Source organism: Paenibacillus sp. JNUCC 34, assembly GCF_058269055.1.
In genome coordinates this window covers 5,068,883-5,095,204 of the sequence record NZ_CM177770.1, presented here as the reverse complement: position 1 = coordinate 5,095,204, position 26,322 = coordinate 5,068,883, and the positions used below count along the sequence as shown (strand labels likewise).

The window sequence follows — 26,322 nt, the reverse complement described above, 5'->3', positions numbered from 1 at the left end:
TCGAGTTAGAGAATGTTCTTTACACGGTGCGTTTATTGAACTTTGGAGCACTGTCGCCATAGGTTGTTCGTCCGCCTTTGTTAAACAATCCGCGAAGGTAAGGGAGGACATAGCGGTCAAGACCGATTTTGCCGGCATTAGCAGCTGCAACGATGATCAGTACTTCAAGCAGTAGCAATTGTGCGTTGGTGCTCACGGTACCCGAGAAGAGGAACGCTGCGTTCATCACGAGTCCCATCAGTGCAGCAAAGGTGGTAAACGTTCCGAGAATGAGTCCAAGACCTACCAGGAATTCACCAAGCGGTACAAGGACGTTGAAGAATTTTACTCCAGGCAGTGCGGCATGTTCCAGAAACGCAGCCCACCATCCTTGTACGGCGGGGTGGTCACCCGCTGCCTTTGCGATTGCCCCCTGCATGAACCCTGCGGCGTCAAATCCGCCTGTCAGCTTGCCCCAACCTGCTGTTAACCATTCATAACCAACATAGACCCGAATGACGGTCAGAAGCCACATTGCAATTTTATTCTCTCTCAGCCATTGGTTAAACATATGAACCACTCCTTAGATGATTTATCATTTCGTGTTATCTTGCTGATTGCTTCTTTGTTTTTATGGAAGATGATCATCTCTTTCATGGCTTAATTATAAGTGAAAAAAATCACATACCTTGTGATTTAAATCACAATTTTAAATAAAATTTAAAATTAATTTTGAGCATCTTTATATGGACGTGATTTTATTAAATACAGAGATGTATAGAGCTTGAGATCAAAGCATGATATATTAGTTATTGCCTAATAAAATAATGTACTACCTAATAAATTAAGTTAATACCTAAAGAATGGAGGTTACTTTCATGCTCGTATGGATGCTGCGAAGCATTATGGCTGAACGCGGTATTTGGTCAGGGGCTGCCTTGGCGAGATTATTAAAGGAGAAGGCGGGGTACAGCTTATCAGCTCCCTCCATTAGTTCATTGATTAACGGCTCACCGAAGCAGATGAAAGCAGAGACGTTGGACGCTTTATGTACAGCATTGGAATGTACGCCTAGCGATTTGTGGGTTCATACCCCTTCTCGTTTTAAAGGTGCTTGATAAGGAGGAATAAATAGCATGGCGGAAAGAACGATACTTCCTTTTGGTAATTCTCTATTAAGGAAAACAGCTAAGCCGGTTGAAGAAGTGAACTCCCGTACGTTGAAACTGCTCGACGACATGGTGGATACCCTTTATGCAACAGAAGGCAGAGCCGGCTTGGCTGCTCCACAAATTGGCATACTCCGAAGAGTGGTCGTCATGGATTGTGGAGAAGGGTTGATTGAACTCATAAATCCCGAAATCATGGAGTCTAGCGGTGAACAATTCGGACCAGAGGGGTGTCTTTCATATCCCGGATACAACGGCATGGTGACAAGGTCCCATTATGTAAAAGTGTCTAGCCTGAACCGTCAGGGGGAACCCTTTATCCTTGAAGCTGAAGGTTATCTGGCCGTGTGCATTCAACACGAGATTGATCACCTGAACGGCATACTGTTCATTGATCATGTAAAGGACGATTTCCTTTACCATGAGCAGGACGGACATCGGGTTCGTCTTATAGATGTACTTAAACTGACAAGATAACAAAAAGCCCGTTACGGGCTTTTTGTTGTGTTTACGAGAGAATAGTGACTCGTTTCCTTTTTACCTAAGTCATTTTCCTTCTGTAATGTACATTTACAGACAAATAATGAGTTTTGTGATTAAATGTAAAATATGGTCTAACTGTCAGTTCAACTTGAGATTTATTAAATTAGCCATTTGGGAGTGCTATGAATTAGGGGGAAAACGAAGATGTTGTTGAACAAAAGAAAATCCGTGTGGAGGACAAGCATTCTGTCCATCTCGATGGTGCTCATGCTGTCTGCATGTAGTGGAGAAAAAAAGGAGGAGCCCGTCGTAACGCCAGAGGCCCAGACTCCAGTGGAGTCGCCAGCGGAAACACCGCCTGGGAAAGAGACTGCTGCATTTACGGCACCGCTTACAGGAATGCCGCTTGAAGAGGCATCTAATCGGAGACCGCTGTCTGTTATGATCAACAATGCGCCTGCCGCGCGGCCGCAATCTGGACTCAGCCAGGCAGACATTGTCTATGAGGTGTTGGCCGAAGGCGGAATCACACGTCTGGTCGCTATTTTCCAAAGCCAGACGGGTATTGAGAAGATCGGTCCGATTCGCAGCATCCGGCCTTATCTAATTAATATAGGCGAAAGCTACGGCGGCGTCCTTGTTCATGCGGGGGGGAGTCCGGAAGCATATTCCATCATCAAGAAACAGGGCAAGCAGGATCTCGATGAGATCGGCAATGCAGGAGCTTATTTTTGGCGGGAGAAGGACCGCAAGGCACCTCATAACTTGTACTCCAGTGATGAGAAGCTTCGTGAAGGAGCTGAGAAGCATAAGTTTTCAGATGATGTGACGATACCGAAATACACTTTTATGAAGGAAGAGGCAGCGGAAGCTGACTCGGATAGTGGGTCTGTATCTGCAGATGCAGCGGAACCAGGCTCGGATAGTGGATCTGTATCTGCAGATGCAGCAGAATCAGGCTCGGATAGTGGATCTGTATCAGCAGACGTTCCAGAGGGCGAAGCTGCGGCGAAGGTCGACATTACCTTTTTGCTAAAAAATTATGTGGTAGGATACACCTATGATGAACAATCCAAGCTGTATCAAAGATCTATTAACGGCCAGCCGCATATCGATCTGAATAACAATTCCGTGCTTACAGCTGCCAATGTTATTGTGCTGGGGGCGAACCATAAAGTGCTCGACGATGTTGGAAGACTTGCTGTAGATATTGATCTGGGTGGAGAAGCAATGCTATTCCAGCAGGGGAAAGTCATCAAGGGACAGTGGGTTCGTTCAGCCGGAGACGCTATCCGTTTCGTGAAAGACGGTAAAGAAGTGCCTTTGGTCCCAGGAACGACTTATTTCAACATTGTGCCAAACAGTCCTGCTTTCGACACACATATTACAATAACTAATCCATAATTCGGATTTGCTGGGATAAACGACATCGAAGCGGGTAAGTTATATTTATAGTCTTCAAAATGTAAGCGCATTGATCGTCTTTTTTTGCGATTTGCGGCGTTTTTAGACAATACTTTGTAGTACACACGTCTCATTGTATGTGATAAGATAATCAAGGTTGTCTTTTCTTTTCATTTCGACGTTCATGGCAATTTTTCGTAAAGGGGTTAGAGTATGAAATTGAAGAAAAAGGATATATTCTTCCAGACGTTGGAGAATATGGCCGACACAATCGTGCAAGCAGCAGATTATTTCTCACAGCACGTTTCTAATCTACAAGATGTTACAGAATTTGCTAATGAAATGAAAAAATTTGAGTCCAAGTGTGACACTTTCACACATACCATCATCACGGAACTCAACAAAACATTTATTACGCCAATCGAACGCGACGACATCATGGATTTGACAACCAGTATGGATGATGTAATGGATGGTCTTGAAGCCACCGCATCCCGGTTTTATATGTATCAGCTGGGCCAGCCGGACGAGCATATCGTTCAGTTTGCCGAAATCTTGCGTCAATCCTCTTACGAAATCCAGAAGGCGATTCATCTGCTCTCGCAGAAGAAGCTGCTGGCTATTCGCGAGTATACCATTCGTCTGAATGATCTGGAAAACCAAGGTGATGAGCTGCTGCGTATTTGTATTAAAGATTTGTTCGCTACGGTATCTGATCCGATCGAACTGATCAAACGCAAAGAGATTTATGAACGTCTTGAGACTACCACGGACACTTGCGAAGACGTGGCAAATATGCTCGAATCTATCATTATGCGTAATTCGTAAGGGGTCCTGAACTATGGATACATCTATGCTCGTATTAGGTATTGTCGTACTTCTGGCACTCGGGTTCGACTTTATCAACGGTTTCCATGATACGGCTAATGCGATCGCCACCTCTGTATCGACGCGGGCCTTGAAGCCCCGAACGGCGATTATCATGGCCGCTTCCATGAACTTTTTAGGTGCGATGTTATTTACTGGCGTGGCCAAAACGATCGGTGGCAGTGTAGCGGATCCGACAACGCTTGATAACGGGATCGAAGTTGTTATTGCAACACTTATCGCCGCGATCATTTGGAACCTGGTTACCTGGTGGTTCGGAATTCCGTCCTCCTCTTCACATGCACTTATTGGTGCTTTGGCAGGGGCAGTATTTGTCGGAGCAGGAAGCGATAAGCTGAACTATGCCGGATTTACCGACATCGTGCTTGCACTCATTCTATCGCCGATCATCGCTTTTGTTGTCGGTTATCTGATCATGCAGCTGCTTAAAGTGATCTTTGCCAAAAAGAGTCCGCATACGGTAAACAAAGGTTTTCGTACGATGCAGATTTTTACAGCGGCACTCCAATCCTTCACGCATGGTACGAATGATGCGCAGAAAGCGATGGGGATTATTACGTTCGCACTCGTGACCTCAGGTCAACTGAGCGAAATGGAAGTTCCGTTCTGGGTTAAGTTGTCTGCAGCTACGGCAATGGCGCTCGGTACTTCGGTGGGCGGATGGAAGATCATTAAAACCATGGGTACCAAAATATTCAAAATCGAGCCGATTAACGGGTTCGCAGCTGATTTTACCGGCGCGACTGTTATTTTTTCGGCTACGTTGCTTCACCTGCCGATCAGTACAACCCATGCCATTACTTCAGCCATACTCGGTGTTGGCTCAGCCAAACGCTTTTCGGCCGTTAAATGGTCTCTCGCGGGTCGTATTATTATAACTTGGTTTATTACCATTCCGATCACGGCACTGCTTGCAGGTCTTATCTTCAAGATTTTATTCTAGAGAACAAACAACACATACACATATAATTAGGATAGCTGTGGAGCCAATCATAAAAGATTGGCTTTTTTGTTATAATAGTGCGTGTTCAAAAAGGTCGGTTTTCAGCACCGAAGCATATGCTTCCGATGTGCGTTTTTTCAAAACGCTTGAGTTGGATGAAGCTAGGGACTGAGGAGCGGAGCTGCACGTTTTCGTAGAAAACGTCTTCGTAAGCATCAGCTGTTTTGGGTACGTGAGCACCTAAAATGTTTCCGGAGGAAACATACTTCGTAAGCATCTACTTAGGGCCTGCTGAATTCAAGATTCGATGCCGAGCCCACTTCCTGATTCACTTCGTGATCAAAAGCGGACTTTTTGAACAACCTCTAATAGAAGATTGTTTTGATGAGACTTTTAGAAAAAGGGGGCTGAGGATATGATTCGAACGTTAGCCGTGACCCGTAGCCGAGAGGCTGTTATTGGACTTCCTCTGGAAGAGCTGAATCTGGAGGAATACGATTGGGTCTGGGTCGATTTTAATGCGCCTACGACGGAGGAGTGCAAGCTGCTGGAAACATATTTTCATTTTCACCCCCTCGCGGTTGAAGACTGCCTTCATATTTTGCAGAGACCCAAGCTGGACTATTTTGAGGATCTGCAGTTTCTTGTTCTACATGCCTTGGATCCGGATAGCCTGGAGGTTGTGGAGGTCGACTTCTTCCTGTCTCCATCGCTATTTGTGTCATTTCATATGCAGCCCTTGATCGAGGTGGATGAAGCATGGGAGAGGGTAACGGATGGTGCAAAACAGAGAGGGATTAAGGCAAATGGAGCTACCTTTTCTGCTTATACGGTCATGGATAAGCTGGTCGACCAATATTTCCCGGGCCTGTTTGCCATAGAGGATGAACTGGCAGAGATCGAGAGCAAGGGCGGGGAAGAATCTATAGAGGAACTGATGCATCAGGTGTTTTCCCTGCGCTCCAAGCTTTTGAGACTGAGACGGACGGTTGTACCGATGAGAGATTTACTGTACCGGGTCGTGAATTCGCAGCATGTTCAGAAGCACGGTCATCATGCTTATTTCTCCGATGTTTACGACCATTTGCTTAAGCTGACGGATATGATCGAGGTGGATAGAGAGATGACGGCAGACCTACGTGACAGTTACATATCTTTGAATTCCAACCGGATGAATAATATTATGAAGACATTGACCGTTATTACAACGATCTTTATGCCCTTGACGCTGATCGCCGGCATTTACGGAATGAATTTTGATGTTATGCCAGAGCTGCATTGGAGTTTTGGATATGGAGCTGTGCTTCTGTTCATGTTCCTTCTAGGGGCAAGCATGGTACTATGGTTCATACGGAGGGGTTGGTTCAAGTAGGCGAGGTCCAATGGCGGTGGGTTCAGCAGTTTCGTGATTTAGGAGGATGTAGGTGATACTCCTTGAATGTCATGCCGAATAGGCCAAACCAAGCGTAAGGCGGGAATGCCCTCCTCCACTTGGATTGGCCATGGTGCTGATTCAATATGAGCTCTCGAGTCACCGGCTGCATTGGCGTAAGGCATGGAGCGCCAGCTTAAGATCGCTGGCGCTTTCGTCCACCTGAAGAGGGCCTACGTGAACCGGATCTCCGTCTGGCGGCTGAGGAGGAACGACGTCTTCTTGGGGTATATCCATAGCTGCTGTTACTGAAGTCGGTAGATTTATTGGAGGAAGCTCCCTTGCCTTTTTTGCCAAACATTCCGGTAAGGAGAGATATCATGGGTGCGAGCTGTTGGAAGCCTTGCATGACTTTCTGGACTTTGCCCACGTTCGCAATGAGTCCGTCAATCCCGCCCATTTTCTCAATAATGCCTTTTACATCGAGATTGCTGAGGTTAAGTCCGCTGAGCAAGCTACTTAGACCGCCGGATCCGCCGTTAGAAGGAGCAGGGGTTACCGCGGATACAGGAACCGGAAGACTCCCTCCTACTTCAGACTCTCCATCAAAGGGTGTGAAGGATGACTGTGCCGTATTTGAATAAGGATAGAGGGAGGGAGTTCCAACCTCTTCGGGAAAGTCAGCATATGAATTAACACCGGGATAAGGCGATGCAGGCGGCATTTCGCTGATTGACCGCTGGTTAGATGGGCGGCGGTGGTGATAATGGTAATGACTTGGCATGTTTATCACTTTCCTTTTTGAATGGTTTACTATACTGTATGAAATAGGCGGGCTAATGCCTTAGGCTTTTGCCCTTGTTTACGGGATAGGAGCGGAATCGGGCGGGTGCCCATGTGGGCTATTCGTGATTTTTTAGGTGTATTTTCCCATAAAAAAGCCGATGATATGGTTGTTCTGTAGTGCGTGAAATCGTTAATGCTTGAAAAGACTGTCACTGCTCGGGTACAATGAAGGTGCGTATAAGTAACGGTAGGGGATGATCTAATGCAATTAAAAAAATTAAATGATAAAAGCATCGATCAATTATTTGAATCAGTCCTGACATTGGAGAGTGTGGAAGAATGTTATGTATTTTTCGACGATCTCTGCACAGTCAATGAAATTCAATCTTTGTCTCAGCGACTGGAAGTCGCGCGGATGTTGGGAAAAGGATGCACATACAACCAGATAGAAGCAGAAACCGGAGCCAGCACAGCAACAATCTCTCGCGTGAAACGGTGTTTGAACTATGGTAATGATGGGTATAAAATGGCGCTGGAACGTTTAGGGCGTTAATAATGAAATCTGGAGTGCTCGTCATCAGTCATGGCTCCAGAGAAGAGACTTGGGTATCGCTGGTGGACGAGGCTGTCCAGGAGCTAGCCAAGGATGTGGATGTACCGGTAGTGGCTTCATATTTGGAGTTAGTAGAAGGTCGCCTCATTCAAGACGGTATATTTGCATTGGAAGGCCAGGGTGTCACGGACATGCTGGTTATTCCTTTGTTCGTATCTTCGGGCAGCACTCATATTGATGAAATAGCATACGCTTTGGGTGTAAAGGCTGTGCCCGATAAGGAGACGGATCTCGAACCTTTTGAGGTGAAGGCACGGGTCCATTTTGGTACCCCGGTCGACGATGATCCGGATATTGCGGTCATGGTATGGGATAAAGTTCGTGAGCTGTCTTGTGAACCTTCGAAAGAAGTCGTACTTCTGGTTGGTCATGGCAGCCGTCATGAGCTGTTTCACGCCCGCTGGGAGCTTGGGATACGTTCTTTGGCCCTGCGGGTGGCAGAAGTAAGCGGAACGTTTGCGGATGCTGCGCTACTGAATCCTGGAAATATTCGGGAAAAAGTGGTAGAATGGAAGGAGCGCGGCTGCGAGGTAATCGTGGCTCCGCTTTTTTTAAGTGAGGGATATTTTACCGAGAAGGTGATTCCGGACCGGCTGCAGGGGCTTTCGTGTCATTATTCTGGCCGAACGCTGCTGCCCCACCCGCTGCTTCCGCAGTGGATGCTGCGTCAGGTCCGTACCTTCTTGAACCCTTGAAATCATGAATACAGGTGGCGTATCGTAAATGAGAAAAGCACGGTTAATTTATAACCCCACCTCTGGGCGGGAGGAAATGAAGCGACGTCTGGCCGATATATTGCAGCGTCTGGACAACGCAGGTATTGAGACCTCTTGTCATGCGACAACTGGCGAGGGGGATGCGACTCTCGCAGCCGCGGAAGCAGTAGATCGGGGGTATGACCTCATCATTGCCGCCGGTGGCGACGGAACATTGAACGAAGTCATTAATGGCATGGCGGAGAAAGAGAATATTCCACCTTTGGGTGTGTTCCCGCTAGGAACGACGAATGATTTTGCACGGGCGCTTGGCATTTCGAAGAACTGGGAGGAATATTGCGATCTGGTAATTCGGAATGAGACCCGGCCGATTGATCTCGGCAAGGCCAATGACCGTTACTTCATTAATATTGCAGGCGGCGGTACGCTGACGGAGCTTACGTACGAAGTTCCAAGCAAGCTTAAGACGATGATCGGGCAGCTGGCGTATTATTTGAAGGGTCTGGAGAAAATGGTCAGCCTGACGCCACAGGAGCTCATCATTAATGCGAACGGCCAGGCAACGATCCACGATGAGTTCATGGTGTTCCTCATCGCGAACAGCAATTCGGTTGGCGGTTTCGAGAAGCTCGCTCCTGGTGCCAGTATCGACGACGGTCTGTTCGACGTCATTGCACTGCGCAAATGCAATCTTGCGGAATTCGTCCGTGTCGTCTCCATGGCCCTGCGCGGGGAGCATTTGAACGATAAGAGGGTTATCCACTTCCGGACCGATTATATGGAGGTTGTCTCCCCGGGGCCAGTACAGCTGAATCTCGACGGCGAGTTCGGCGGTGTGCTGCCAGGAACGTTCCGCAACCTGCCGCAGCATCTGCGGATTTTTGCGTGAGGCATGAATTAGATTGAATGTAATAGGAAGCTCCCGTATAATGATGGACGGAGCTTTTACGACAAGCTCCCCTATGGGGGCTTTTTGTTGTTGTGTAAAGATTTTGATTATGGATGTGCTCAATACAGGGAATATAGAGAGGTATGGGTGCACGCATTTGATACATACAGTAGATGAGTTTTATAAGTTGAATGGAAAGAAGTGAGTAGCACATCATGAAGAAGAACCGCAGCGGACGTGGTCCGCAACGTAGCAGCAAGCCCTCGGCGGCGATTGCTGGATTGCCGGTGGCGAAAAATGACGAGGTTATCATAGATATCATCGGGATGAACCATGACGGTGAAGGGGTAGGCCGTGCGGAAGGCTATACCCTGTTCGTGCAGGGCGCGCTGCCGGGCGAGAAGGTCCGCGTGAAGGTGCTTAAGACAAAGAAACAGTACGGTTATGCGAAGCTGATGGAATTGGTGGGGGCGAGCAAGGCTCGGACTTCGGCACCTTGTCCGATCTATGACCAATGCGGCGGCTGCCAGCTGCAGCATATGGACTATGCTGCCCAGCTGGGGTGGAAACGCCAGTTGGTAGTGGACAACCTGGAGCGGATCGGGAAGCTGCGGGTGCAGGGTGGAGCGGCTAGAGCTGGGATGAACGGTCAGGACGGGGAGCAGGGCGATGAGCCAATTGGACAAGTTGTGACCCCAGATAATCAAGAAGGGATTATCGTGCGTCCAACGCTAGGTATGAGCGAGCCTTGGCGTTACCGTAACAAGTCACAGGTGCCGATCGGTGTTACCGAAGGTGGACTGGTTGGGGGATTCTATGCCCGGGGCAGTCACCGTATTGTAGATATGGAGACATGTCTTATTCAGCACGAGCAGAACGACGCTGTCGTCAGCCGTGTAAAGGCCATCGGCTGGAAGCTTGGTATTACCGCATATAATGAAGAAACCGGTCAAGGCCTGCTCCGCCATGTTGTCGTGAAGATTGGCTTTGCAACTGGGGAGATGATGATCGTTTTTGTGACCAATGGCGAGCGTATCCCTCACCTTGACCAATGGATCGCTGCGATTCGCGAGGAACTGCCAGCCGTCGTGAGCATCTGTCAGAACGTCAATACGCGTAAGACGAATGTTATTTTCGGAGATGTTACTCGTGTCCTGTGGGGGCGTGAGGTCATCCATGACTATATTGGTGATGTGAAGTTTGCCATCTCTGCACGTTCTTTCTATCAGGTGAATCCAGCACAGACGGAGATCCTGTATGGTAAAACTGTCGAATATGCTGGGCTGACCGGCAATGAGACGGTTATCGATGCCTACTGCGGCATCGGTACGATCTCATTGTTCTTGGCGCAACACGCCAAGAAGGTGTACGGCGTCGAGATTGTCAAAGAAGCGATCGAGGATGCACGTGCAAATGCTGAACTAAATGGTATGAGCCATGTGGAATTCGAGGTCGGAGCTTCCGAGGATGTGATTCCGCGTTGGAAAGAGCAAGGTGTCGAGGCGGATGTAATCGTAGTGGACCCGCCACGCAAGGGCTGCGATCCCCGCTTGCTGGAGACGATCCTTCAGATGAAGCCGGAGCGGGTTGTGTATGTGAGCTGTAATCCGTCGACGTTGGCGAGGGATTTGAGGGTACTCGAGGATGGTGGGTACCGGGCTGTGGAGGTGCAGCCGGTGGATATGTTTCCGCATACGGTGCATGTGGAGTGTGTAGTAGGGATGCAACGAATCTTGTAGCCCAGTAATAAACTCGTAGCATTTATAATAAAGTCGCTACTATCCGACCGCACCAAGTTACAATAAAGTCTTTACTCTCTATCCCTCCCCAAGTCTGCCCCATCAACGATTTGGGGAAAACAAGAGTATTAAATCTTTATTATAACTGGAGAAAAACGTGAGAAAAAACGTGGGGAAAAGCCTGAGAAATCGGTCAAAATGAGACGATAATCGTGCGGAAATCGTGATTTGTAGCAAGACTTTTTTTAACGGGCAACGGTGGAATGCGGGTTCGCGGGGTGTGAAGTAGTAGTGAGTTTATTATTACTGGACAGATGAAACAGTGTAGTAAAATCATTGTTTTCATCGGATTCTTTGATATGGTACAGACTTTAAAAGTCAATGTAACAGCCGCCGAAAAACAGGCTTGATGTAAATATAGGCCGTATTACTGCCTAATTGAACAGAAGACGCCGGGATGTAACACCCAAATAAACCCGTGCTATAACAAATAAACCCCTGCTAAAATCGTAATAAAGTCGTGATAAGACAGGGTGAAGGTATGAATCAAGAGCTTGAAATATCAAAGAAACAGCCCTCTAAAGCATAAAATTAACCGAGTGAGATCCCTGGTAACATTTCAGATCTGACTCGGTTTTTCCTTATAATAAAAGTCAGAGCTAGGAACGTTTCAAAGTGCGGCGATGAATCTCCGCAACACCTGAAATCCCTGCAATTACCATTATTTCCCCAATTGTAATCCGACCCAATAAAAGATTTAGCAAACTTCACTTCTAAGTTCATTACAAAATATGAGGATATTGACTCTACATATATTAACGAAGATCGTGTTCTTGGTTTAGATACAACAGCTCTAGAACTAAATATGAAGTATGGAAGTCAGAATAGAATCAGCATAAATCAAATAAGTAAGCGGAAATTAATGGGTTTCATTGATTATGCGACGTCATTATATCAAGAAGATGATAAGCATGAGTAGTAGATGCTCTTTAAGAATTGATAAGAAATAAACACAAATCCGACACGAATAATCTTGGCGTGTTGCTTATTTATACGCTCGTTAATTTTTTATGGAACCTGATAACTGGACGACAATTATCGAGACAGAAGAATAATTTGGAACAGAGTCAGAATTAAAAAAGCTTGGATCTTTTATTTGTAGAATTAAGTCGTTATATGGAAGGGAACAGAGACCTCTTTGGAGAATATTTACTTATAGCTGTTAATCGAACTTTAGGAGAACATTGCTAGAAGTTCTGATCGGGATTGATCAGAGTCAAGTGAAGGAAAACCTCAAGTTCGCTTTGATGAAGATGAGTTGAAGGGTAAATAGAGTATATGCACTCTCATCGATTTTTCGTTTAATTATGGTCAATTCGTCGAGGAGGAATTTAATGATGATTAAAGAATTACAGTTATGTGATCCAGAAATAAAAGGATTACAATATCACGCATATCCATTATCAATAATTGGTATGCACAAACAGTTTAACCCTTGGTTTTATTCTCAATATATACAACTATATTGTAATGATAATATGTCGAATGAGTTTTTTCTTGATTTTTTTACATATACATATTATGACGCCTCCAATGTGTTGATGGATATCTATAAAATTCCTCGAGAGTTTACGAGTAATAATGATCAAACTATTATAGACTTTCTTGAAGAATCATTAAAAAATGATTATTACATTACTCTTCATTTAGATGAATATTACCTAAAAGATAGGTTTGTTTATGGAAAAGTGCATAATTGTCATGATATTCTTATAAGTGGTTTTAATAATAAGGATAAAATGTTTAAGGTTAGTGGTTACGATAGAAATATGATTTACAAACATACACATGCTAGCTATCTTGAGATTGAATTAGGATTCAGTAACGTCCAGTTTATAGATTGGCAGGATCAATCAAAATTTAGGGATATCTTTTTATTAAAACTTAAAAAAAATGAGAATATAGTATCTGATGATGTCCTTAATCTTAATTTATTGAAGATATACTTGAACGATTATTTAAATGGTTACAATTCATCTGAAAGAGGATTATTATTTGATAAACCTATTACAGGATTTAAGTTTGGTATTGATACTTATACTGAATTAAAAAAAGTATTACTTGCCTTTCTAGAAGATAAGCCTGCAACAGATATGCATTCTGTTATTAAAGCTGTATATCTGATATATGAGCACAAGAAAATAATGAAGAATAGAATAAAGTATTTAGAAGACTTAACTATCTTGCCATCTAGCTTTAAACTGTCTGAACAATACGCAGTAGTGGAAAATAAATCACTCATAATAAAAAATTTGATATTAAAATATCATTTAAAAAAACAAAAAGAGATTTTAATGAATATTTTAAACCTTTTAGATCAATTATTATCACAAGAGGTAGTTTTGTTATCCAACCTGCTTTACCATTTAGAAAAATAATATAAAGCAGTCATAAATCAAAGTTTATTTTTCACATCATAAACTGTAAGGATAATGCCTAGTAGAGCATCAATCCTTAATATGTAGTAAAGGCGCTAATTTTTAAGCGGTCTGAAAAAAGGAAAAAAAGAGCATCCAAGAAGTGATATGCTCCCCTTACGGTAGACAGGTGAAATAATGAAACCTGCTACCGTAAGGGGAGATTTTTTTGCCTAATAAAAAATATAGTGCTTCAGAGAAATTCATTATCCTTCATGAGATTGAAAGTGGCGAAATTGGTGTTAAGGCTGCAGTCAAGAAATACGGTATCCCTAAAACGACTTTGACGAAATGGCGTCGACGTTACAAGGTGTATGGTTACGAGGGCTGGAAAAGCGTACTCATAATCGAAGTTTGGATACCGTCAATTAACTTTGCACATGCGCAGCCAAACGGGGAAGACGATTAACCAAAAACGTGTGTACCGACTGATGAAGTTAAAGGGAATCCAGTCCGTCATCCGGAGGAAGAAAAAGAGATATGCAAGATCCACTCCACAGTAGGTAGCTGAGAACGTGCTAAACCGCAAATTCACTGCAGAGTATAATTTTCCGGGAATCTAGGATACATCGTGAAATAAAACTACAAAGATTCTTCGATTACTGGGATTACTTCTTACAGAGCTGCATGCGATAAAAAAAGGATGTTTTCTACAATTATCGATAAAAAAGTTTAAATAGAGACATATTTCATAAGAAAATAAAAAAATATGATATATAATAATATTATGAAAGATAGGTATTCAATTTTCTTTATGAAAGCGGTTTCGAAAGAGTGGAAGCTGAAGTCGTCATATTAAGGAACATCATGATTAAATATTCGATCAAAGGAAATAAAGACGATCTTCGCTTGATTATTTCTAGGCTATCCAAGGTTGCGGAAGAGTAGTTTCCGCTAACACGGGTGCATCGCAAGTGTTGAACGCATGGAATCGAGGAAAACAGAGGGGGAAAAGAGCTTCGTCGCTATACTTAATGGCTTAAAGTCTAAGTCATAGAAAATAGTCAATACTGCTCAGTAATACGTTAATAGGAGCGGATTGATGATGTGGAACTCTGTAAGCAGTAATGATAACTTGATCATGGACATGTTTGAAGTGGCTTTGCAATTGGAAGAACCATAGAAGCTGACGCATCTTGAATTTAACAATCAGGATCAAGCTTGGCACCTGCATTTGGATTTTGAATGAGGCGCTGTGTTTGCATGCCCCTTGTGTAGCGCTGAGTGTAAAGCCTCTGACAGCGATATAAAGCATTGGCGGCATCTGGATTTCTGGGACTGGAAAACCTTTATGCATACCAGAATGCCAAGGGTGAAGTGTACTTCTTGCAACAAAGCAACCCAGATCCGTCGCCGATAATGCTCAGTTTGCAGGTATCGCCAAGCAGGCCTTTGTAAGCTCGTTATCCGTGTGCTTCGTGACGGTAGTCAGCATTATTCGCCCAAGGAACATGATCTGCTGCAGCAACTGTTCCAAACCCTATTTGTTCTCCCACCAGCAGGGAACGTGAATAAAATCACAAATTTGTCAAAGAGTTTGCATTCGTTACTATTTTGCAGAGGTGTTTTTGAAATTATTTTGATAGATGAAGAGAGGGTATAAATATGGAGAATTTGCAATTGTCGATTGAAGATCAAATTAAAAGAATGATCGTTACAAAGATGGGATTGGATATTGCGCCAGAGGATATTGACGATAATATCCCTCTTTTTGATTTGAATGATGAAGGTAAAGGACTGGATCTTGATTCCGTCGATGCTTTGGAAATGGCTGTGGGCATTAAGGAAACCTTCGGTATCAAGCCGCAAAGCTCGGATTTGTCGGTATTCAACAGTGTAAGCAGCATGGCTGAAATGGTCCGCAATTCTATTGGTGAGAGCAGCCGATGACTAAACCGCGTGCAGTTGTTACCGGAATGGGAGTCATCGCACCCGGCGGCTTGGGCAGGGAAGCTTTCTTCCAGTTGCTGGTGGAGGGAAGAAGCGGCCTTCACAGCAATGAATTGCTGAAAAGGTTGGGTGCCAGAAGCAATGTGGCCGGAGGCATCGACAAGCCGTATAAGGAGACAGAAACGCCGGAGGATGACGAGAAGCTGATGTGCATGGCCTATTCAGCGATTGATGAGGCGCTGGCGGATAGCGGCTTGGGCAGATCTGAGCTTGAGGCGCTCGGGGCAAGAGGCGGTCTGTCTTTTTCCGCATCTGTAGCCGGTCATACCAGATTTATTAAATATGTTCAAAATAAAAGGGAGCAACGGGAGGACAGTCCTGACTGGCTGATTGATGTTCCCTCCTGTACAGCCATGATTGCTTCGCATACCGGAATTAGAGGACAGGCATACGCGACGATGTCTGCTTGCGCCGCCGGGACCGCCGGGGCGGGAATTGCGCTGGATGCGATACGAAACGGAAGCGCCGACTTGATGATTGTAATCGGGACGGATGCTATTCTGGAAAGTTCTGTAGCGGGATTTCATAGCCTGCAGTCCATGAGCATCAATGGCTGTACGCCTTTTGATACGGACAGGGACGGTCTTACACTGGGCGAAGGAGCTGCTGCCTTTATTGTGGAGACACTTGAACGAGCCGATTCAAGGGGAGCGCACATCTATGGCGAGCTGTTGGGATATGGACTGGGCAACGACGCCTATCATATCACAAGCCCTGATCCGGGGGGCGAAGGAGCCTATCGGACCATGAAGATGGCCTTGCAGGATGCCGGTCTGCAACCAGGCGATATTGATTATATCAACGCCCATGGGACAGCCACCGAGCTTAATGATGTAATGGAAATCCGCGCAATAACCAAGCTTCTTGAATCGGAAGAAGAACGTGCCCGAGTGTTGATTTCATCGACCAAATCGATTACAGGTCATTGCCTGGGAGCAGCCGGAAGTGTGGAGCTGGCTACGGTACTGCTGGCGGTAGACCGCGGTTTCGCACCGCCAACCGTTGGACTTAAGCAACCTTCGGAAGAATTTCAAGGATTCCAAATTCTTAAAGACGAGGGTGTCAAGCGGGATATCCACTATGCGATGTCCAACTCTTTCGCTTTTTCCGGCAATTCGGCCTGCATTATCGTTGGAAAGATGGGGGCAGTATAAGGATGACGACCATTGACATTGCCAAAGGACTGCCTCACCGGTTTCCGTTTGTAATGGTAGATAGAATTGTGGAAGCGGAATATATGAGACGATCCAAAGGTTACAAGAATATAAGCTCCAATGAACCATGGGTAACCGGCCATTTTCCGGATGAACCCGTCTATCCCGGGGTGCTCATGATCGAAACGATGGCGCAAGTAGGCGGTTTTATTTTTCATAACCCCGAAGAGCCGGAAATAAGCAGACGATTGTACTTATGTGCGGTTAACAACGTTAAGATTCTTCATTGGGTAGTGCCCGGGGATGTTCTTATGGTGGAAGCCGAGCTTTCGGAAACAATCGGACACTTTCACCACATTAAATGTACCGCCAGCGTGGATAACCGGGTAGTCGTTAAAGGAGTTGTGACATTGGCCGAGACGCGCTAAGGAGATGAAATTCAGCGGCGGACTGTCAGAAAAGCAGGCATGTTGTCCGGACAGATTTCATAAAATTGGGAGGGCTATATGATAAGAACTTTTGTTACGGCCGTAGGTGCCATAAGTTGTGCCGGTTCCAGCGCGGAGGAGTATTGGGAGGGAATTAATGCTGAATCGGGAATAAGCCCGGATCAACTTAAGTTGCCGGTTGAGATCCCGCCAAATATTGAAAGCAGGATGTCCAGGCGGATGGACCGCTTTTCACGGTTAACCTTAAGCGCTTCCAAACAAGTGTTGGAAAACTATTCAATGGAGCCGGAGGAAGTTAAGCAAACGCGGACAGGAACGGTTTTTACAACCGGATATGGTCCGGTGAACTCAATCCTTGAATTCTCCAACCAGTTGCAATCCAATGGAGTTGATTTGGTCAGCCCTACCGTCTTTACGAATACGGTGCTTAATTCGGGGCTCGGCCATACTTGCCTGAATTTGAAGTTAAAGGGCGCAAGCACACTGTTGATGGGAAGCAATGCGATTGCCGTGGCCTGCGACTTGCTCAGAAGCGGCAAGGCGGATGCTGTCATATGCGGCGGAGTGGAGGAGTACTCCAAGGATCTGAACGAAAGTTACCAGTTGAAAGAGTATATTTCTAAGGATAACGATTATTTGTGCCGACCGCTCGACAGAAGCAGAAGCGGAACAAGGATGACGGAAGGCGCAGGAATATTGATGCTTGAGAACGAGCATGCCCTAAATCAATATCCGGAGCGTATCATATGTGAAGTTTTCGGGTATGCAAGCCTTGCTACCGAATTTTATCCTGCAAAAGATCGTGAGCCTGCAGGTATGGCTGCTGACTTTATTTCGATTATGCGCACCGCACTGGATCATGCCTCTCTGCCTGCGGAGGATATAGACGGACTTCTGATGGCAGCCGGAGGAGGACGGAATACCGATAAGGCCGAAGCCGTGGCCATCCATGAAGTTTTCGGACAGCGGGCCGCTTCTATTCCCGTATCTTCAATTAAGGGAGCGATAGGTGAAACTATGGGTGCTTCGTTCATGATGAGTGCGGCAGCAGCCTCGCTGGCCGTTGGCAAGGGCTGCATGCCTTTGACCGCAGGCTGTATGGAACCGGACCCTGCTTTGGAACTGGACGTTGTTCATGGACAGCCTCGTCCTGGAAATTATCGATATTTAATGGTCAACGGTTATGATGTGAGCGGTTGTTTGTACAGTGCCATTCTTGGCCGGGTGCGGAAATGAGAGGAAATATGAGGTTTGAAGGGAAAGTCGTCCTAGTTACTGGTGGAGCCAAAGGAATTGGATTGGCTATAGTCCAAGCTTTTGCAAGTGAAGGGGCAACTGTGCTCTTTACGTACAAACGCAGCGAAAGCGAAGCAGCCCAACTGACAGCAGGGTTGCGGGAACAGGGCAGGCAGGCAAAAGCCTATTCGCTGGATGTATCGAAGCACGAACAGGTCATTTCAGTGATGGACGAGGCTGTACGGGAATTTGGCGCTGTAGATATTTTGGTTAACAATGCAGGTGTTACGGAAGACGGCTTCCTGATGCTGATGGACGAATCTTCCTGGGACAATGTATTGGATACCAATCTTAAGGGTACCTACAGCTGCTGCAGGGCAGTACTTCCCTCCATGATCAGTCGCAAATCCGGAGTGATCGTGAATATATCTTCCGTATCGGCCGTGGTCGGTACTTCCACCCAAACGAATTACAGTGCTTCCAAGGCAGGCATGATCGGATTGACCCGCGCGCTGTCCAGAGAAGTAGCCTGCAAGAATATTCGTGTAAACGCCGTCGCTCCCGGATATATCGTCACAGAGATGCTGGACAAAGTCCCCGAACGAAAACGGAGCCGTTTTGTCGACAAAATTCCTTACGGCCGGTTAGGAGAAGCGATTGAAGTAGCCAATGTGGTCATGTTTCTGGCCTCGGATGAGGCCAGCTATATTCATGGGCAGGCCATCGTAGTCGATGGCGGAATGATTTAAACAATACGGAATGACCGACAATTTACGCACAGGAAGGGGAATAAGTGTTGCAGGGGCAGTCACAGCTTGCCGACGATTTTGACGTCAGATTTCATCGGGTACTGGAAGAGACAGTGGAACAAACGGTAGACAGAAGTGTAATGGAAGTGGATCTTCCGAATTTGGGCTTCAACTAGCTGTCTTTCGTCAAGCTGATTGTGGCCATTGAGAATGAATTTGATGTGGAGTTTGAAGATGCGGTTCTGGATATAGGTAAGTTTTCGACTCTGCAGCAGCTTAAAAACGTGTGTGATAAGAAGTGGTTGAATGGACAGGACCATACATCCGAAAGTTAATGTACGTTGAAACCGAACTTTTTAAAAATTCATTATGACCGAATAGGTGACGGGATATGGCAGTTGATAAAAAGAATTCTACATTTTCTGAGACACGACGGCTCTTTGTTTTTCTTAAGCCTTATAAGTTTTGGATATCGGTTAAATTGTTCAGTACCGTTGTGAATGCGGCAAATGATATCTTCCTGGTGTATCTGATTAATTTGCTGGTCAATTCCTCATTAGCGGGCGATAAGAACGAATTAATCAGATTCATCTATTTAATGGTCGTGTTCATTGCCATCGGAATTATTGTTAACTTTCTGGACACCTATTCATCGGGCCGGTTTAGCGCATACGCAGCCAGGGATATGAAGAACGAACTCAGCTCGCATATTGACAAATTACCGGTCTCTTATATAGAATCGCACCACTCAGGGGATATCATCTCCCGGGTAACCAACGGTATAAACGCTATCGAAAATTTTTTGAAGGACGATCTTGCAGCTATTTTGTTTCATACGATCCGCTTAGTCGCTTGTATTGGCATATTGCTGTACATGAACTGGCAGTTAATGCTGGTTTGTATGCTTGCATTTCCGGTTATGGCCCTGTTGACGGGGAGAATCAGCCGTCCGCTTAAGGAGTATTCTTCCAGGCTTCAACGCAGTATGGCAAGAACAAACTCAGCGGTCCAAGATACCATAGGCGGAATTTACATCATTAAATCCTACAATTTAATCCGGATTTTATTGCGGAAATTTGAAGCCGTGAATCATGAGATGCTGGAGGATTCCATCGTCATTGAGAAACGGAAAGCTCTGATAGGTTCGGTGGGTGTGATTGTCCGAATGGTTCCTTTTTTAATTTTTTTCCTGTTTGGCAGTTATCTGGTTTTGCACGGGCATTTTACAGCCGGCGGCTTCGTGGCTTTTGCCCAGCTTATTGATTATCTCGTAGAGGGTGCGGGAAACCTGCCCAGATATATCGGTAATTTTAAAGTTGCAGCCGGAGTTTCGTCACACTTGTTCGAAATATTGGATGAACCAACCGAAAGAGCCGGAGGGATCCGTCCAGATTATATCTCTCCAGAGTCTCCAGCCTTGGAGCTCAGGAATGTTTCTTTTTCGTACGATGGGCAAAAAAAGGTGCTGGACGATATCAGTTTCACATTGCCGCAGGGTAAGACAGTGGCGCTGGTTGGGGCAAGCGGTTCCGGTAAAACAACCCTGTTTAAATTGTTATTGGGATTTTACGACTATCAAGAAGGGGATGTGCGTTTGTTTGACAGCTCTTTAGCTGATTGGGAGCTTTCAAATGCGAGGTCCATGATATCGCTGGTATCGCAAGACACATTCTTGTTCACCGGCAACATATTGGACAATATTACCTGCGGGAAAGAAGATATCAGCGCTGAGGAAGTAGAACGGGCCACCAGGATAGCGAATATTCATTCATTTATTGAGTCGTTGCCGGAAGGCTATCAGTCGATTGTCGGCGAGCGAGGGACGAAACTGTCAGGAGGCCAGCGGCAGAGAATATCGATTGCGCGTGCCATCGTAAAAGATGCTCCTATTCTTTTGCTCGATGAGCCCACATCCGCACTCGATGCAGAGTCGGAAATGCTGATTCAGGAAGCACTTAACCGGATAATGAAGTTGCAGACCGTACTTGTTATTGCACACCGGTTGTCCACCATTATCGAAGCCGATCAAGTTATCGTCTTGGAAAATGGACGGATTGTCGAGATTGGCACCCATGATGAGCTGCTGTCCAAAGACGGCGCGTATAGAAGGCTGTATCATAAGCAGTTGAACAACCTCGGGGATTCCCCGGCATTACTTGAAGGGGAAGGGGCATAACGGGCATGAGCCAGAAGTCGGATATTTCAAGGTTGTTCCAGTTAATCAAGCCGAGGAGAAAATCATATCTGTTCGGGTTGATCGGGTGCAGCCTGGTTGATGCTAGTGTGCCTATTGCCATGGCCCTGGTGTTGAAGAAAGTGCTTGATGCCATTACTGACAACAGCATGGGTACCATCTGGACGATCAGTATTCAGTTTACCGTTATCATAGTTGTTCTGTGCCTTCTTAATCCTTTCTTCAATTACTTGCTGGGCGTAACCGTCAAACGAATAATGACAGACCTTCGGCAGTCTGTCTTTTATCACATGGAAAGCCTGCCGGTCGCCTACTACGAAAACACGCATAGCGGCGACAGTATTTCAAGAGTCAACAATGATGTAGGAACCGTAGAGTATGCATTTACCGGGCATATTCGCCAGCTTCTGACTTTGGTGGTTACCGGGATTTATTCTTTGGCTACTATGTTTTTTCTGGATTGGCGGTTTGCTTCCGCCATGACATTAATGGGCCTAATTTCAAGCTATATTAATTCCCGTTTTGCCAAGCCATTGCGGAAGATCAGTGATGACATCCAAAGTTATGCCGGCAAGCAAATTGAGCGCTTGAGCGACTTGATATCGGGTACACAGGTAAGCCGAATTTTTCAAATACTGGACCGGATGAATCAAAGCTATAGGGAAGCGAACGAGCAGTCAACCAAGCTGTCTCTCAAACGCACGGTCAGGTTGGCGGTACTTGGGAGCACTAATTATTTTTTGCTGTGGATCAATAACGGCGGTGCCTTCATTCTCGGTACGTTAATGATTATCAATGGACAGATCACCCTCGGCACTTTGATTGCCCTGGTTCTGCTGTTGAAGGAAGTCACGAACATGTTCCGCTATCTGGGCAATATGTGGGCGAATCTGCAGGTGTCGCTAGCCGGGGCAGCCCGTGTGTTTGAGCTGCTGGACTATGCCAGTGAGCCTGAAAAGTACCTGAGAGAAGAGGCTCATGCCGAGGAACAAGCAAACAGCTTCATAGAAATTCGGAATGGAGCGTTCGGTTATGCCAAGGACAGCATAGAGATTGATCAATTAAGCTTTAAGGTGGAGGAAGGACAGGTAGTGGCATTGGTAGGTCCAAGCGGCGGCGGGAAAAGTACGATTCTCAAGCTTCTGCTGGGTTTCTATCCTCTTAAGGAAGGGCAGATGTGGGTAGCAGACCAGAGATTTGAAGACAGTACTTTGCCTGAAATGAGAAGCAAGATGGCCTATGTGTCGCAGGATGCCTATTTGTTCGAGGGGACCATTGAAGAGAACATCCGTTACGGAAGGATGGACGCTACCTTTGAAGAAATTGTGGCGGCTGCCACCGCTGCCCATGCCCATGAATTTATCGTAAATCAACCCGATGGTTATGGAACAATGGTGGGGGAGAGGGGAACCAAACTTTCCGGTGGTCAAAAGCAACGAATTACAATTGCCCGAGCGTTGCTGAAGGATGCGCCCATTCTGTTGCTGGATGAAGCGACTTCTGCATTGGATTCGGATTCAGAGCAGGCAGTCCAGCAAGGGCTTGAGCGCTTAATGGAAGGCAAAACAACTATTGCGATTGCCCATCGGCTGTCCACGATTATGCAGGCGGATGTTATCTATGTAATTGAAAACGGACGAATTGTGGAGCAGGGCAAACACGATGAGTTGCTGAAAGCCGGAGGAGTTTACAGTTTCCTACACAACACACAGGCAAGAAACAAAGAGCCGAAACAGTTCGTCTCCTGAAATAAAATTCGCGGCACAGTTAGTGGTCTTCCTATCAAGGGGTGAATATTGAGTTATGGATAGAATCAGGCTTTTTTCCTTTCCATTCGCCGGAGGTTCCTCTCTTTACTACTTTAAGTGGAAAAGAGAACTGAGTGACTTCATCGAGTTCATACCCGTTGAGCTCACGGGAAGAGGAACCCGGCAGAATACACCTTTATATGAGACATTTGCGGAAGCAATTGATGATTTATATGGGCAGATCGACAAACAGGTAGGCGATGGCCGGTATGCTTTTTTTGGCCACAGCATGGGAAGCCTGCTGGCGTATGAACTGTCATACCTGCTGAAGGAGCGGAACCGAAGAGAGCCTGAAGTCATGTTCATGTCGGGCAGATGGCCTCCCCATATTAAGAGAACAGACCTGGTTGATCCCGAAACTCCGGATGAGCAGCTCAAAGAACGGCTCCTGGAACTTGGGGGCGCGACACCGGAACTATTCGAGAACAAGCAGTTGACGGATATGTTTATCCCTATTCTGCGTGCGGACTTTAATCTGATGGAATCGTACGTATATACCTATAACCGTGAACCTCTATCGTCGGCAATCAATGTGATGACAGGAATGAAGGACTGGGATGTTAATCAGCGGGATTTAATGGAATGGAACCGGCATACGAACGGCACATTCTCGCTCCACAAGTTCAAAGGGGGGCATTTCTACATTAATGACAGCTTTGAAACGGTCATTCAGCATATCAATCGTGTTCTTGGCGCGGCCGTGCAATAGAGAGACCCGGGGATGCGGGGCTGCCTGCAGACTGAAAATCCATTAATGATTTGGGGTAGAGTCATGAATAGCTATCGTCATTTGTATGATATCTTTATGGCGAATAAGGATATTGACGAACGAGGAGTTACCTTTATTAATGATATTGATCAGGAACCGTTTGTATCATACAGCAGGCTTTATGAGCGTTCCATGAGTCTGCTAAAAGGCTTGCAGGAATTAGGGATTCAGCCCGGGCAGGAGCTGTTGTTTCAGCTTGAGGACAATCAGTTGTTTCTTGAAGTGTTCTGGGCCTGCATCATGGGGCGGATTATCGCCGTTCCGGTTACGGTGGGGAACAACGACGAAACGAAGCTGAAGGTATGCAAAATTTGGCGGAAATTAAACCATCCGTATTGGATTGGGCCTGGGAATATCCTTGAGGGTTTGGTCAAGTTCGCTGCAGACGTACCTGAATATGTCGTAGAAGTTGAGGAAATGAAGAGTCGATATGTGAATCCTGTACAATTGAAGGGCAAGGGCATGGCGGTTGGGCAAGAGCCAGACCCGGAGGACATAGCGTTTATACAATTCTCTTCAGGCTCGACGGGTGATCCTAAGGGAGTTGTCCTCACCCATTTTAACCTGATCTCCAATTTGAAAGCACTGGAGCGGGCTTTGTTCATGAAATTGGGCGAGAGAGTCTTAAGCTGGATGCCGCTAACCCATGATATGGGGTTAATAGCTGTGCATCTACTTCACTCCCTTACTCAGGCCAGTCAGTTTATTATGCGTACAAAGCTGTTTATTCGAAATCCGATCATGTGGATAGAGAAAACGCATCAGCACCGGATCAGCAAGCTTTTCTGTCCTAACTTCGGATACAAGTATTTTCTAGCCTTTTACGAACCGGAGCATGATTACAAGTGGGATTTATCGGGTGTGAATTATATCTGCAACGGAGCAGAGCCCATTTCCACGGAGTTATGCGAGAAATTTATAGAGCAATTGCAGGGATATGGTCTGAATTTTTCTTCCATGAAGGCGGTATACGGACTCGCGGAAGGGACAGTCGGTGTTTGCGTCACGCCCAGCAACGAATCATTCCAGCATGTAGCGCTGCACCTTGATTCGCTGCAGGTGGGCAGTCCTGTCCGGTTCCTGGAGCGCAATGATCCGGACAGCCTGCTGTATGTCGATGTTGGCTATCCAGTCGAAAGCTGCGAGCTGCAAATTGTCGGCAATGACGGCGAGAAGCTCGGAAGCGACTCGGTCGGCCATATTCAAATCAAGGGGCCAAGCGTTACCGCTGGTTATTATAATGATCCCGAAGCTACGCACCGAGCCATGGCACCGGATGGCTGGCTGAGCACAGGTGATTTGGGATTTCTACGGGAAGGACGGCTTGTTATTGTCGGCAGGCAAAAAGACATTCTGTTTATCAATGGACAGAATATCTTTCCTCATGATATTGAAAGGCTTGCGGAAGAGGTGGAAGGGGTCAGAGCTTGGAATGCGGCGGCTTGCGGGGCACGGCATCACTCCAAGGATACGGAAGAAACTCTCCTGTTTCTGCTTTACAGAAGCAAGGATCTGGAGGAGTTCAACATACTTGCGGAGCGGGCCAAGCGGTATATTCATCACAAAATGGGCGTATTCATTGACCAGGTTATTCCCATCAAGTCGATACCCAAGACCACCAGCGGTAAAGTACAGCGCTTCAAGCTGGGAGAACAGTATGCGGCAGGAGAATATGATCATTTGATCTATACTCTTGAGAACTTAAAGGATGAACAGAATAACCTTCTGTCTACAGAGCAAATACTGGGCCGGATTTGCCATGATATTCTTGGTCGGGAGATGACCGGTGATGATCATTTTCATGAAATCGGAGGAAATTCCCTGCTTCTTACCAAAATAACGGATGAATTATTGAAAAGACACCATATTGAGGTGGCTGTTGCCGATCTGTTCAAATACCCGACGATTTCAAAGCTGAGTAGGTTTATTGATCGAGGCGGGGAGCGGACTCTGCCGACCATAGGGTTACCAGCAGAATACTTTGCAGCTGAAGGAAACCAGAGTGAAAGCTATGAAACTTCACTTAACAAGTATGATAGTGATGTTTTGAAATTAATATCCGCAGAGACGGGGACGGATATACAGCATGTTATGCTAGCGGTCTTGCTCCATTTATTGAAGGAAATTTCCGGAGAAAACCCTGTCTCCGTACAGGTTGCGGGAGAAGATAAACGCTTTGTTTCCATTGAGATTGATTTTGCATCTCTGGATACGCTGGAAAGTCTGGTCCGGTTGGTTAAATTCAGAGCTGATACGGCTATAGAATCTGCTGAATGGTACACGATCAGAGATCTCGAGGATGCTCTGCCTGCTCGGGATAACCGAATTGTTCCACTTGTCTTGAGTTACCGGGTGGAGGTTAAGGATCGCCGCCGCCTGTACGAGAGATTTGATCTTGTGCTGGAGTTCACGGAACAGGATGGGCATATCGACGTGGCTTGTGACTTTAACCGCCGACTTCTGAGTGAAGAGAAAGTCAGAGAAGTATGTGCCCAGTATGTTATGCTGCTGGCCGCTATCGCAGAAAATTACCGGAATGTCTCTGTCTAAGCGTA

26 protein-coding genes are annotated in these 26,322 nt (G+C 46.1%); 24 read left to right on the top strand and 2 right to left on the bottom strand.

Annotation, left to right across the window (positions count from 1 at the left end; all coding sequences use genetic code 11):
- Positions 1–19: 19 nt before the first annotated feature.
- A complete protein-coding gene (locus tag AC2TF5_RS23660; protein WP_491299557.1) occupies positions 20–550 on the bottom strand; it encodes a DoxX family protein in 531 nt (176 codons plus the stop codon).
- A 307-nt stretch (positions 551–857) separates the two neighbouring features.
- Between AC2TF5_RS23660 and AC2TF5_RS23655 the strand changes: the two genes are divergently transcribed.
- The 6 genes from AC2TF5_RS23655 to corA all read left to right on the top strand — a co-directional run bounded on the left by AC2TF5_RS23655 (position 858) and on the right by corA (position 6,238).
- The gene (locus AC2TF5_RS23655) at positions 858–1,097 is read left to right on the top strand and encodes a helix-turn-helix domain-containing protein (RefSeq protein WP_241932135.1); all 240 of its coding nucleotides are present in this window, start codon (positions 858–860) and stop codon (positions 1,095–1,097) included.
- Positions 1,098–1,115: 18 nt separating this feature from the next.
- Positions 1,116–1,625 (top strand): peptide deformylase, encoded by a 510-nt coding sequence (gene def / locus AC2TF5_RS23650; RefSeq protein WP_491299556.1) that lies wholly within the window; start codon positions 1,116–1,118, stop codon positions 1,623–1,625.
- A gap of 210 nt (positions 1,626–1,835) precedes the next feature.
- A complete protein-coding gene (locus AC2TF5_RS23645) occupies positions 1,836–3,035 on the top strand; it encodes a DUF3048 domain-containing protein (protein ID WP_491299555.1) in 1,200 nt (399 codons plus the stop codon).
- 213 nt (positions 3,036–3,248) lie between these two features.
- The gene (locus AC2TF5_RS23640) at positions 3,249–3,863 is read left to right on the top strand and encodes a DUF47 domain-containing protein (protein WP_491299554.1); all 615 of its coding nucleotides are present in this window, start codon (positions 3,249–3,251) and stop codon (positions 3,861–3,863) included.
- Between the two features lie 13 nt (positions 3,864–3,876).
- Complete coding sequence (locus tag AC2TF5_RS23635; RefSeq protein ID WP_491299553.1) at positions 3,877–4,866, top strand: inorganic phosphate transporter; 990 nt, start codon at positions 3,877–3,879, stop codon at positions 4,864–4,866.
- 415 nt (positions 4,867–5,281) lie between these two features.
- Positions 5,282–6,238: a magnesium/cobalt transporter CorA gene (gene corA, locus AC2TF5_RS23630; RefSeq protein ID WP_491299552.1), complete on the top strand. Its 957-nt coding sequence runs from the start codon at positions 5,282–5,284 to the stop codon at positions 6,236–6,238.
- 196 nt (positions 6,239–6,434) lie between these two features.
- Here the strand turns inward: corA and AC2TF5_RS23625 are convergent, their stop codons facing one another.
- On the bottom strand, positions 6,435–7,022 hold the full coding sequence (locus AC2TF5_RS23625; RefSeq protein ID WP_491299551.1) for a hypothetical protein: 588 nt from the start codon (positions 7,020–7,022) through the stop codon (positions 6,435–6,437).
- 264 nt (positions 7,023–7,286) lie between these two features.
- Between AC2TF5_RS23625 and AC2TF5_RS23620 the strand changes: the two genes are divergently transcribed.
- From AC2TF5_RS23620 to AC2TF5_RS23535, 18 genes are all read left to right on the top strand, one after another.
- Positions 7,287–7,577, top strand: coding sequence for a YerC/YecD family TrpR-related protein (locus AC2TF5_RS23620; RefSeq protein WP_208915750.1), 291 nt, complete (start codon positions 7,287–7,289; stop codon positions 7,575–7,577).
- A gap of 2 nt (positions 7,578–7,579) precedes the next feature.
- Positions 7,580–8,332, top strand: coding sequence for a sirohydrochlorin chelatase (locus tag AC2TF5_RS23615; protein ID WP_491299550.1), 753 nt, complete (start codon positions 7,580–7,582; stop codon positions 8,330–8,332).
- Between the two features lie 28 nt (positions 8,333–8,360).
- On the top strand, positions 8,361–9,242 hold the full coding sequence (locus tag AC2TF5_RS23610) for a diacylglycerol kinase (RefSeq protein WP_491299549.1): 882 nt from the start codon (positions 8,361–8,363) through the stop codon (positions 9,240–9,242).
- A gap of 215 nt (positions 9,243–9,457) precedes the next feature.
- Positions 9,458–10,981 carry a 23S rRNA (uracil(1939)-C(5))-methyltransferase RlmD gene (rlmD, locus tag AC2TF5_RS23605; protein ID WP_491299548.1) on the top strand — a complete coding sequence of 508 codons (1,524 nt, stop codon included), beginning with the start codon at positions 9,458–9,460 and terminating at the stop codon, positions 10,979–10,981.
- Between the two features lie 1,394 nt (positions 10,982–12,375).
- Positions 12,376–13,419 carry a hypothetical protein gene (locus AC2TF5_RS23600; RefSeq protein WP_491299547.1) on the top strand — a complete coding sequence of 348 codons (1,044 nt, stop codon included), beginning with the start codon at positions 12,376–12,378 and terminating at the stop codon, positions 13,417–13,419.
- Positions 13,420–13,627: 208 nt separating this feature from the next.
- Positions 13,628–13,867, top strand: a complete 240-nt coding sequence (locus AC2TF5_RS23595; RefSeq protein WP_491299546.1) for a transposase — start codon at positions 13,628–13,630, stop codon at positions 13,865–13,867.
- Complete coding sequence (locus AC2TF5_RS23590) at positions 13,839–13,961, top strand: IS3 family transposase (protein WP_491302977.1); 123 nt, start codon at positions 13,839–13,841, stop codon at positions 13,959–13,961. Before AC2TF5_RS23595 ends, AC2TF5_RS23590 begins: the two co-directional genes overlap by 29 nt.
- A 692-nt stretch (positions 13,962–14,653) precedes the next feature.
- Entirely contained in the window at positions 14,654–14,818 is a 165-nt protein-coding gene (locus AC2TF5_RS23585) for a transposase family protein (protein WP_491299545.1), read from the top strand.
- Between the two features lie 245 nt (positions 14,819–15,063).
- Positions 15,064–15,348 (top strand): acyl carrier protein, encoded by a 285-nt coding sequence (locus tag AC2TF5_RS23580; protein ID WP_491299544.1) that lies wholly within the window; start codon positions 15,064–15,066, stop codon positions 15,346–15,348.
- Positions 15,345–16,562, top strand: coding sequence for a beta-ketoacyl-[acyl-carrier-protein] synthase family protein (locus AC2TF5_RS23575; protein ID WP_491299543.1), 1,218 nt, complete (start codon positions 15,345–15,347; stop codon positions 16,560–16,562). The genes AC2TF5_RS23580 and AC2TF5_RS23575 overlap by 4 nt, the downstream gene beginning before the upstream one ends.
- Positions 16,563–16,564: 2 nt before the next feature.
- Positions 16,565–16,990, top strand: coding sequence for a 3-hydroxyacyl-ACP dehydratase FabZ (fabZ, locus tag AC2TF5_RS23570; protein ID WP_491299542.1), 426 nt, complete (start codon positions 16,565–16,567; stop codon positions 16,988–16,990).
- 78 nt (positions 16,991–17,068) lie between these two features.
- Positions 17,069–18,247 (top strand): beta-ketoacyl-[acyl-carrier-protein] synthase family protein, encoded by a 1,179-nt coding sequence (locus tag AC2TF5_RS23565; RefSeq protein WP_491299541.1) that lies wholly within the window; start codon positions 17,069–17,071, stop codon positions 18,245–18,247.
- A gap of 8 nt (positions 18,248–18,255) precedes the next feature.
- Positions 18,256–18,996 (top strand): 3-oxoacyl-[acyl-carrier-protein] reductase, encoded by a 741-nt coding sequence (gene fabG, locus AC2TF5_RS23560; RefSeq protein WP_491299540.1) that lies wholly within the window; start codon positions 18,256–18,258, stop codon positions 18,994–18,996.
- Between the two features lie 47 nt (positions 18,997–19,043).
- The gene (locus AC2TF5_RS23555; RefSeq protein ID WP_491299539.1) at positions 19,044–19,172 is read left to right on the top strand and encodes a hypothetical protein; all 129 of its coding nucleotides are present in this window, start codon (positions 19,044–19,046) and stop codon (positions 19,170–19,172) included.
- Positions 19,173–19,387: 215 nt separating this feature from the next.
- Positions 19,388–21,172: an ABC transporter ATP-binding protein gene (locus AC2TF5_RS23550; protein WP_491299538.1), complete on the top strand. Its 1,785-nt coding sequence runs from the start codon at positions 19,388–19,390 to the stop codon at positions 21,170–21,172.
- A 5-nt stretch (positions 21,173–21,177) separates the two neighbouring features.
- Positions 21,178–22,938 (top strand): ABC transporter ATP-binding protein, encoded by a 1,761-nt coding sequence (locus tag AC2TF5_RS23545; protein ID WP_491299537.1) that lies wholly within the window; start codon positions 21,178–21,180, stop codon positions 22,936–22,938.
- A gap of 55 nt (positions 22,939–22,993) precedes the next feature.
- Positions 22,994–23,707 carry a thioesterase II family protein gene (locus tag AC2TF5_RS23540; RefSeq protein ID WP_491299536.1) on the top strand — a complete coding sequence of 238 codons (714 nt, stop codon included), beginning with the start codon at positions 22,994–22,996 and terminating at the stop codon, positions 23,705–23,707.
- A 63-nt stretch (positions 23,708–23,770) separates the two neighbouring features.
- Positions 23,771–26,317 carry a non-ribosomal peptide synthetase gene (locus AC2TF5_RS23535; protein WP_491299535.1) on the top strand — a complete coding sequence of 849 codons (2,547 nt, stop codon included), beginning with the start codon at positions 23,771–23,773 and terminating at the stop codon, positions 26,315–26,317.
- Positions 26,318–26,322 lie beyond the last annotated feature (5 nt).

Bases quoted from the DNA above. Each gene is read 5' to 3' on its own strand.
- AC2TF5_RS23660 (WP_491299557.1), bottom strand. From the start codon at position 550: ATGTTTAACCAATGGCTGAGAGAGAATAAAATTGCAATGTGGCTTCTG.
- AC2TF5_RS23655 (WP_241932135.1), top strand. From the start codon at position 858: ATGCTCGTATGGATGCTGCGAAGCATTATGGCTGAACGCGGTATTTGG.
- def (WP_491299556.1), top strand. From the start codon at position 1,116: ATGGCGGAAAGAACGATACTTCCTTTTGGTAATTCTCTATTAAGGAAA.
- AC2TF5_RS23645 (WP_491299555.1), top strand. From the start codon at position 1,836: ATGTTGTTGAACAAAAGAAAATCCGTGTGGAGGACAAGCATTCTGTCC.
- AC2TF5_RS23640 (WP_491299554.1), top strand. From the start codon at position 3,249: ATGAAATTGAAGAAAAAGGATATATTCTTCCAGACGTTGGAGAATATG.
- AC2TF5_RS23635 (WP_491299553.1), top strand. From the start codon at position 3,877: ATGGATACATCTATGCTCGTATTAGGTATTGTCGTACTTCTGGCACTC.
- corA (WP_491299552.1), top strand. From the start codon at position 5,282: ATGATTCGAACGTTAGCCGTGACCCGTAGCCGAGAGGCTGTTATTGGA.
- AC2TF5_RS23625 (WP_491299551.1), bottom strand. From the start codon at position 7,022: ATGCCAAGTCATTACCATTATCACCACCGCCGCCCATCTAACCAGCGG.
- AC2TF5_RS23620 (WP_208915750.1), top strand. From the start codon at position 7,287: ATGCAATTAAAAAAATTAAATGATAAAAGCATCGATCAATTATTTGAA.
- AC2TF5_RS23615 (WP_491299550.1), top strand. From the start codon at position 7,580: ATGAAATCTGGAGTGCTCGTCATCAGTCATGGCTCCAGAGAAGAGACT.
- AC2TF5_RS23610 (WP_491299549.1), top strand. From the start codon at position 8,361: ATGAGAAAAGCACGGTTAATTTATAACCCCACCTCTGGGCGGGAGGAA.
- rlmD (WP_491299548.1), top strand. From the start codon at position 9,458: ATGAAGAAGAACCGCAGCGGACGTGGTCCGCAACGTAGCAGCAAGCCC.
- AC2TF5_RS23600 (WP_491299547.1), top strand. From the start codon at position 12,376: ATGATGATTAAAGAATTACAGTTATGTGATCCAGAAATAAAAGGATTA.
- AC2TF5_RS23590 (WP_491302977.1), top strand. From the start codon at position 13,839: ATGCGCAGCCAAACGGGGAAGACGATTAACCAAAAACGTGTGTACCGA.
- AC2TF5_RS23580 (WP_491299544.1), top strand. From the start codon at position 15,064: ATGGAGAATTTGCAATTGTCGATTGAAGATCAAATTAAAAGAATGATC.
- AC2TF5_RS23575 (WP_491299543.1), top strand. From the start codon at position 15,345: ATGACTAAACCGCGTGCAGTTGTTACCGGAATGGGAGTCATCGCACCC.
- fabZ (WP_491299542.1), top strand. From the start codon at position 16,565: ATGACGACCATTGACATTGCCAAAGGACTGCCTCACCGGTTTCCGTTT.
- AC2TF5_RS23565 (WP_491299541.1), top strand. From the start codon at position 17,069: ATGATAAGAACTTTTGTTACGGCCGTAGGTGCCATAAGTTGTGCCGGT.
- fabG (WP_491299540.1), top strand. From the start codon at position 18,256: ATGAGGTTTGAAGGGAAAGTCGTCCTAGTTACTGGTGGAGCCAAAGGA.
- AC2TF5_RS23550 (WP_491299538.1), top strand. From the start codon at position 19,388: ATGGCAGTTGATAAAAAGAATTCTACATTTTCTGAGACACGACGGCTC.
- AC2TF5_RS23545 (WP_491299537.1), top strand. From the start codon at position 21,178: ATGAGCCAGAAGTCGGATATTTCAAGGTTGTTCCAGTTAATCAAGCCG.
- AC2TF5_RS23540 (WP_491299536.1), top strand. From the start codon at position 22,994: ATGGATAGAATCAGGCTTTTTTCCTTTCCATTCGCCGGAGGTTCCTCT.
- AC2TF5_RS23535 (WP_491299535.1), top strand. From the start codon at position 23,771: ATGAATAGCTATCGTCATTTGTATGATATCTTTATGGCGAATAAGGAT.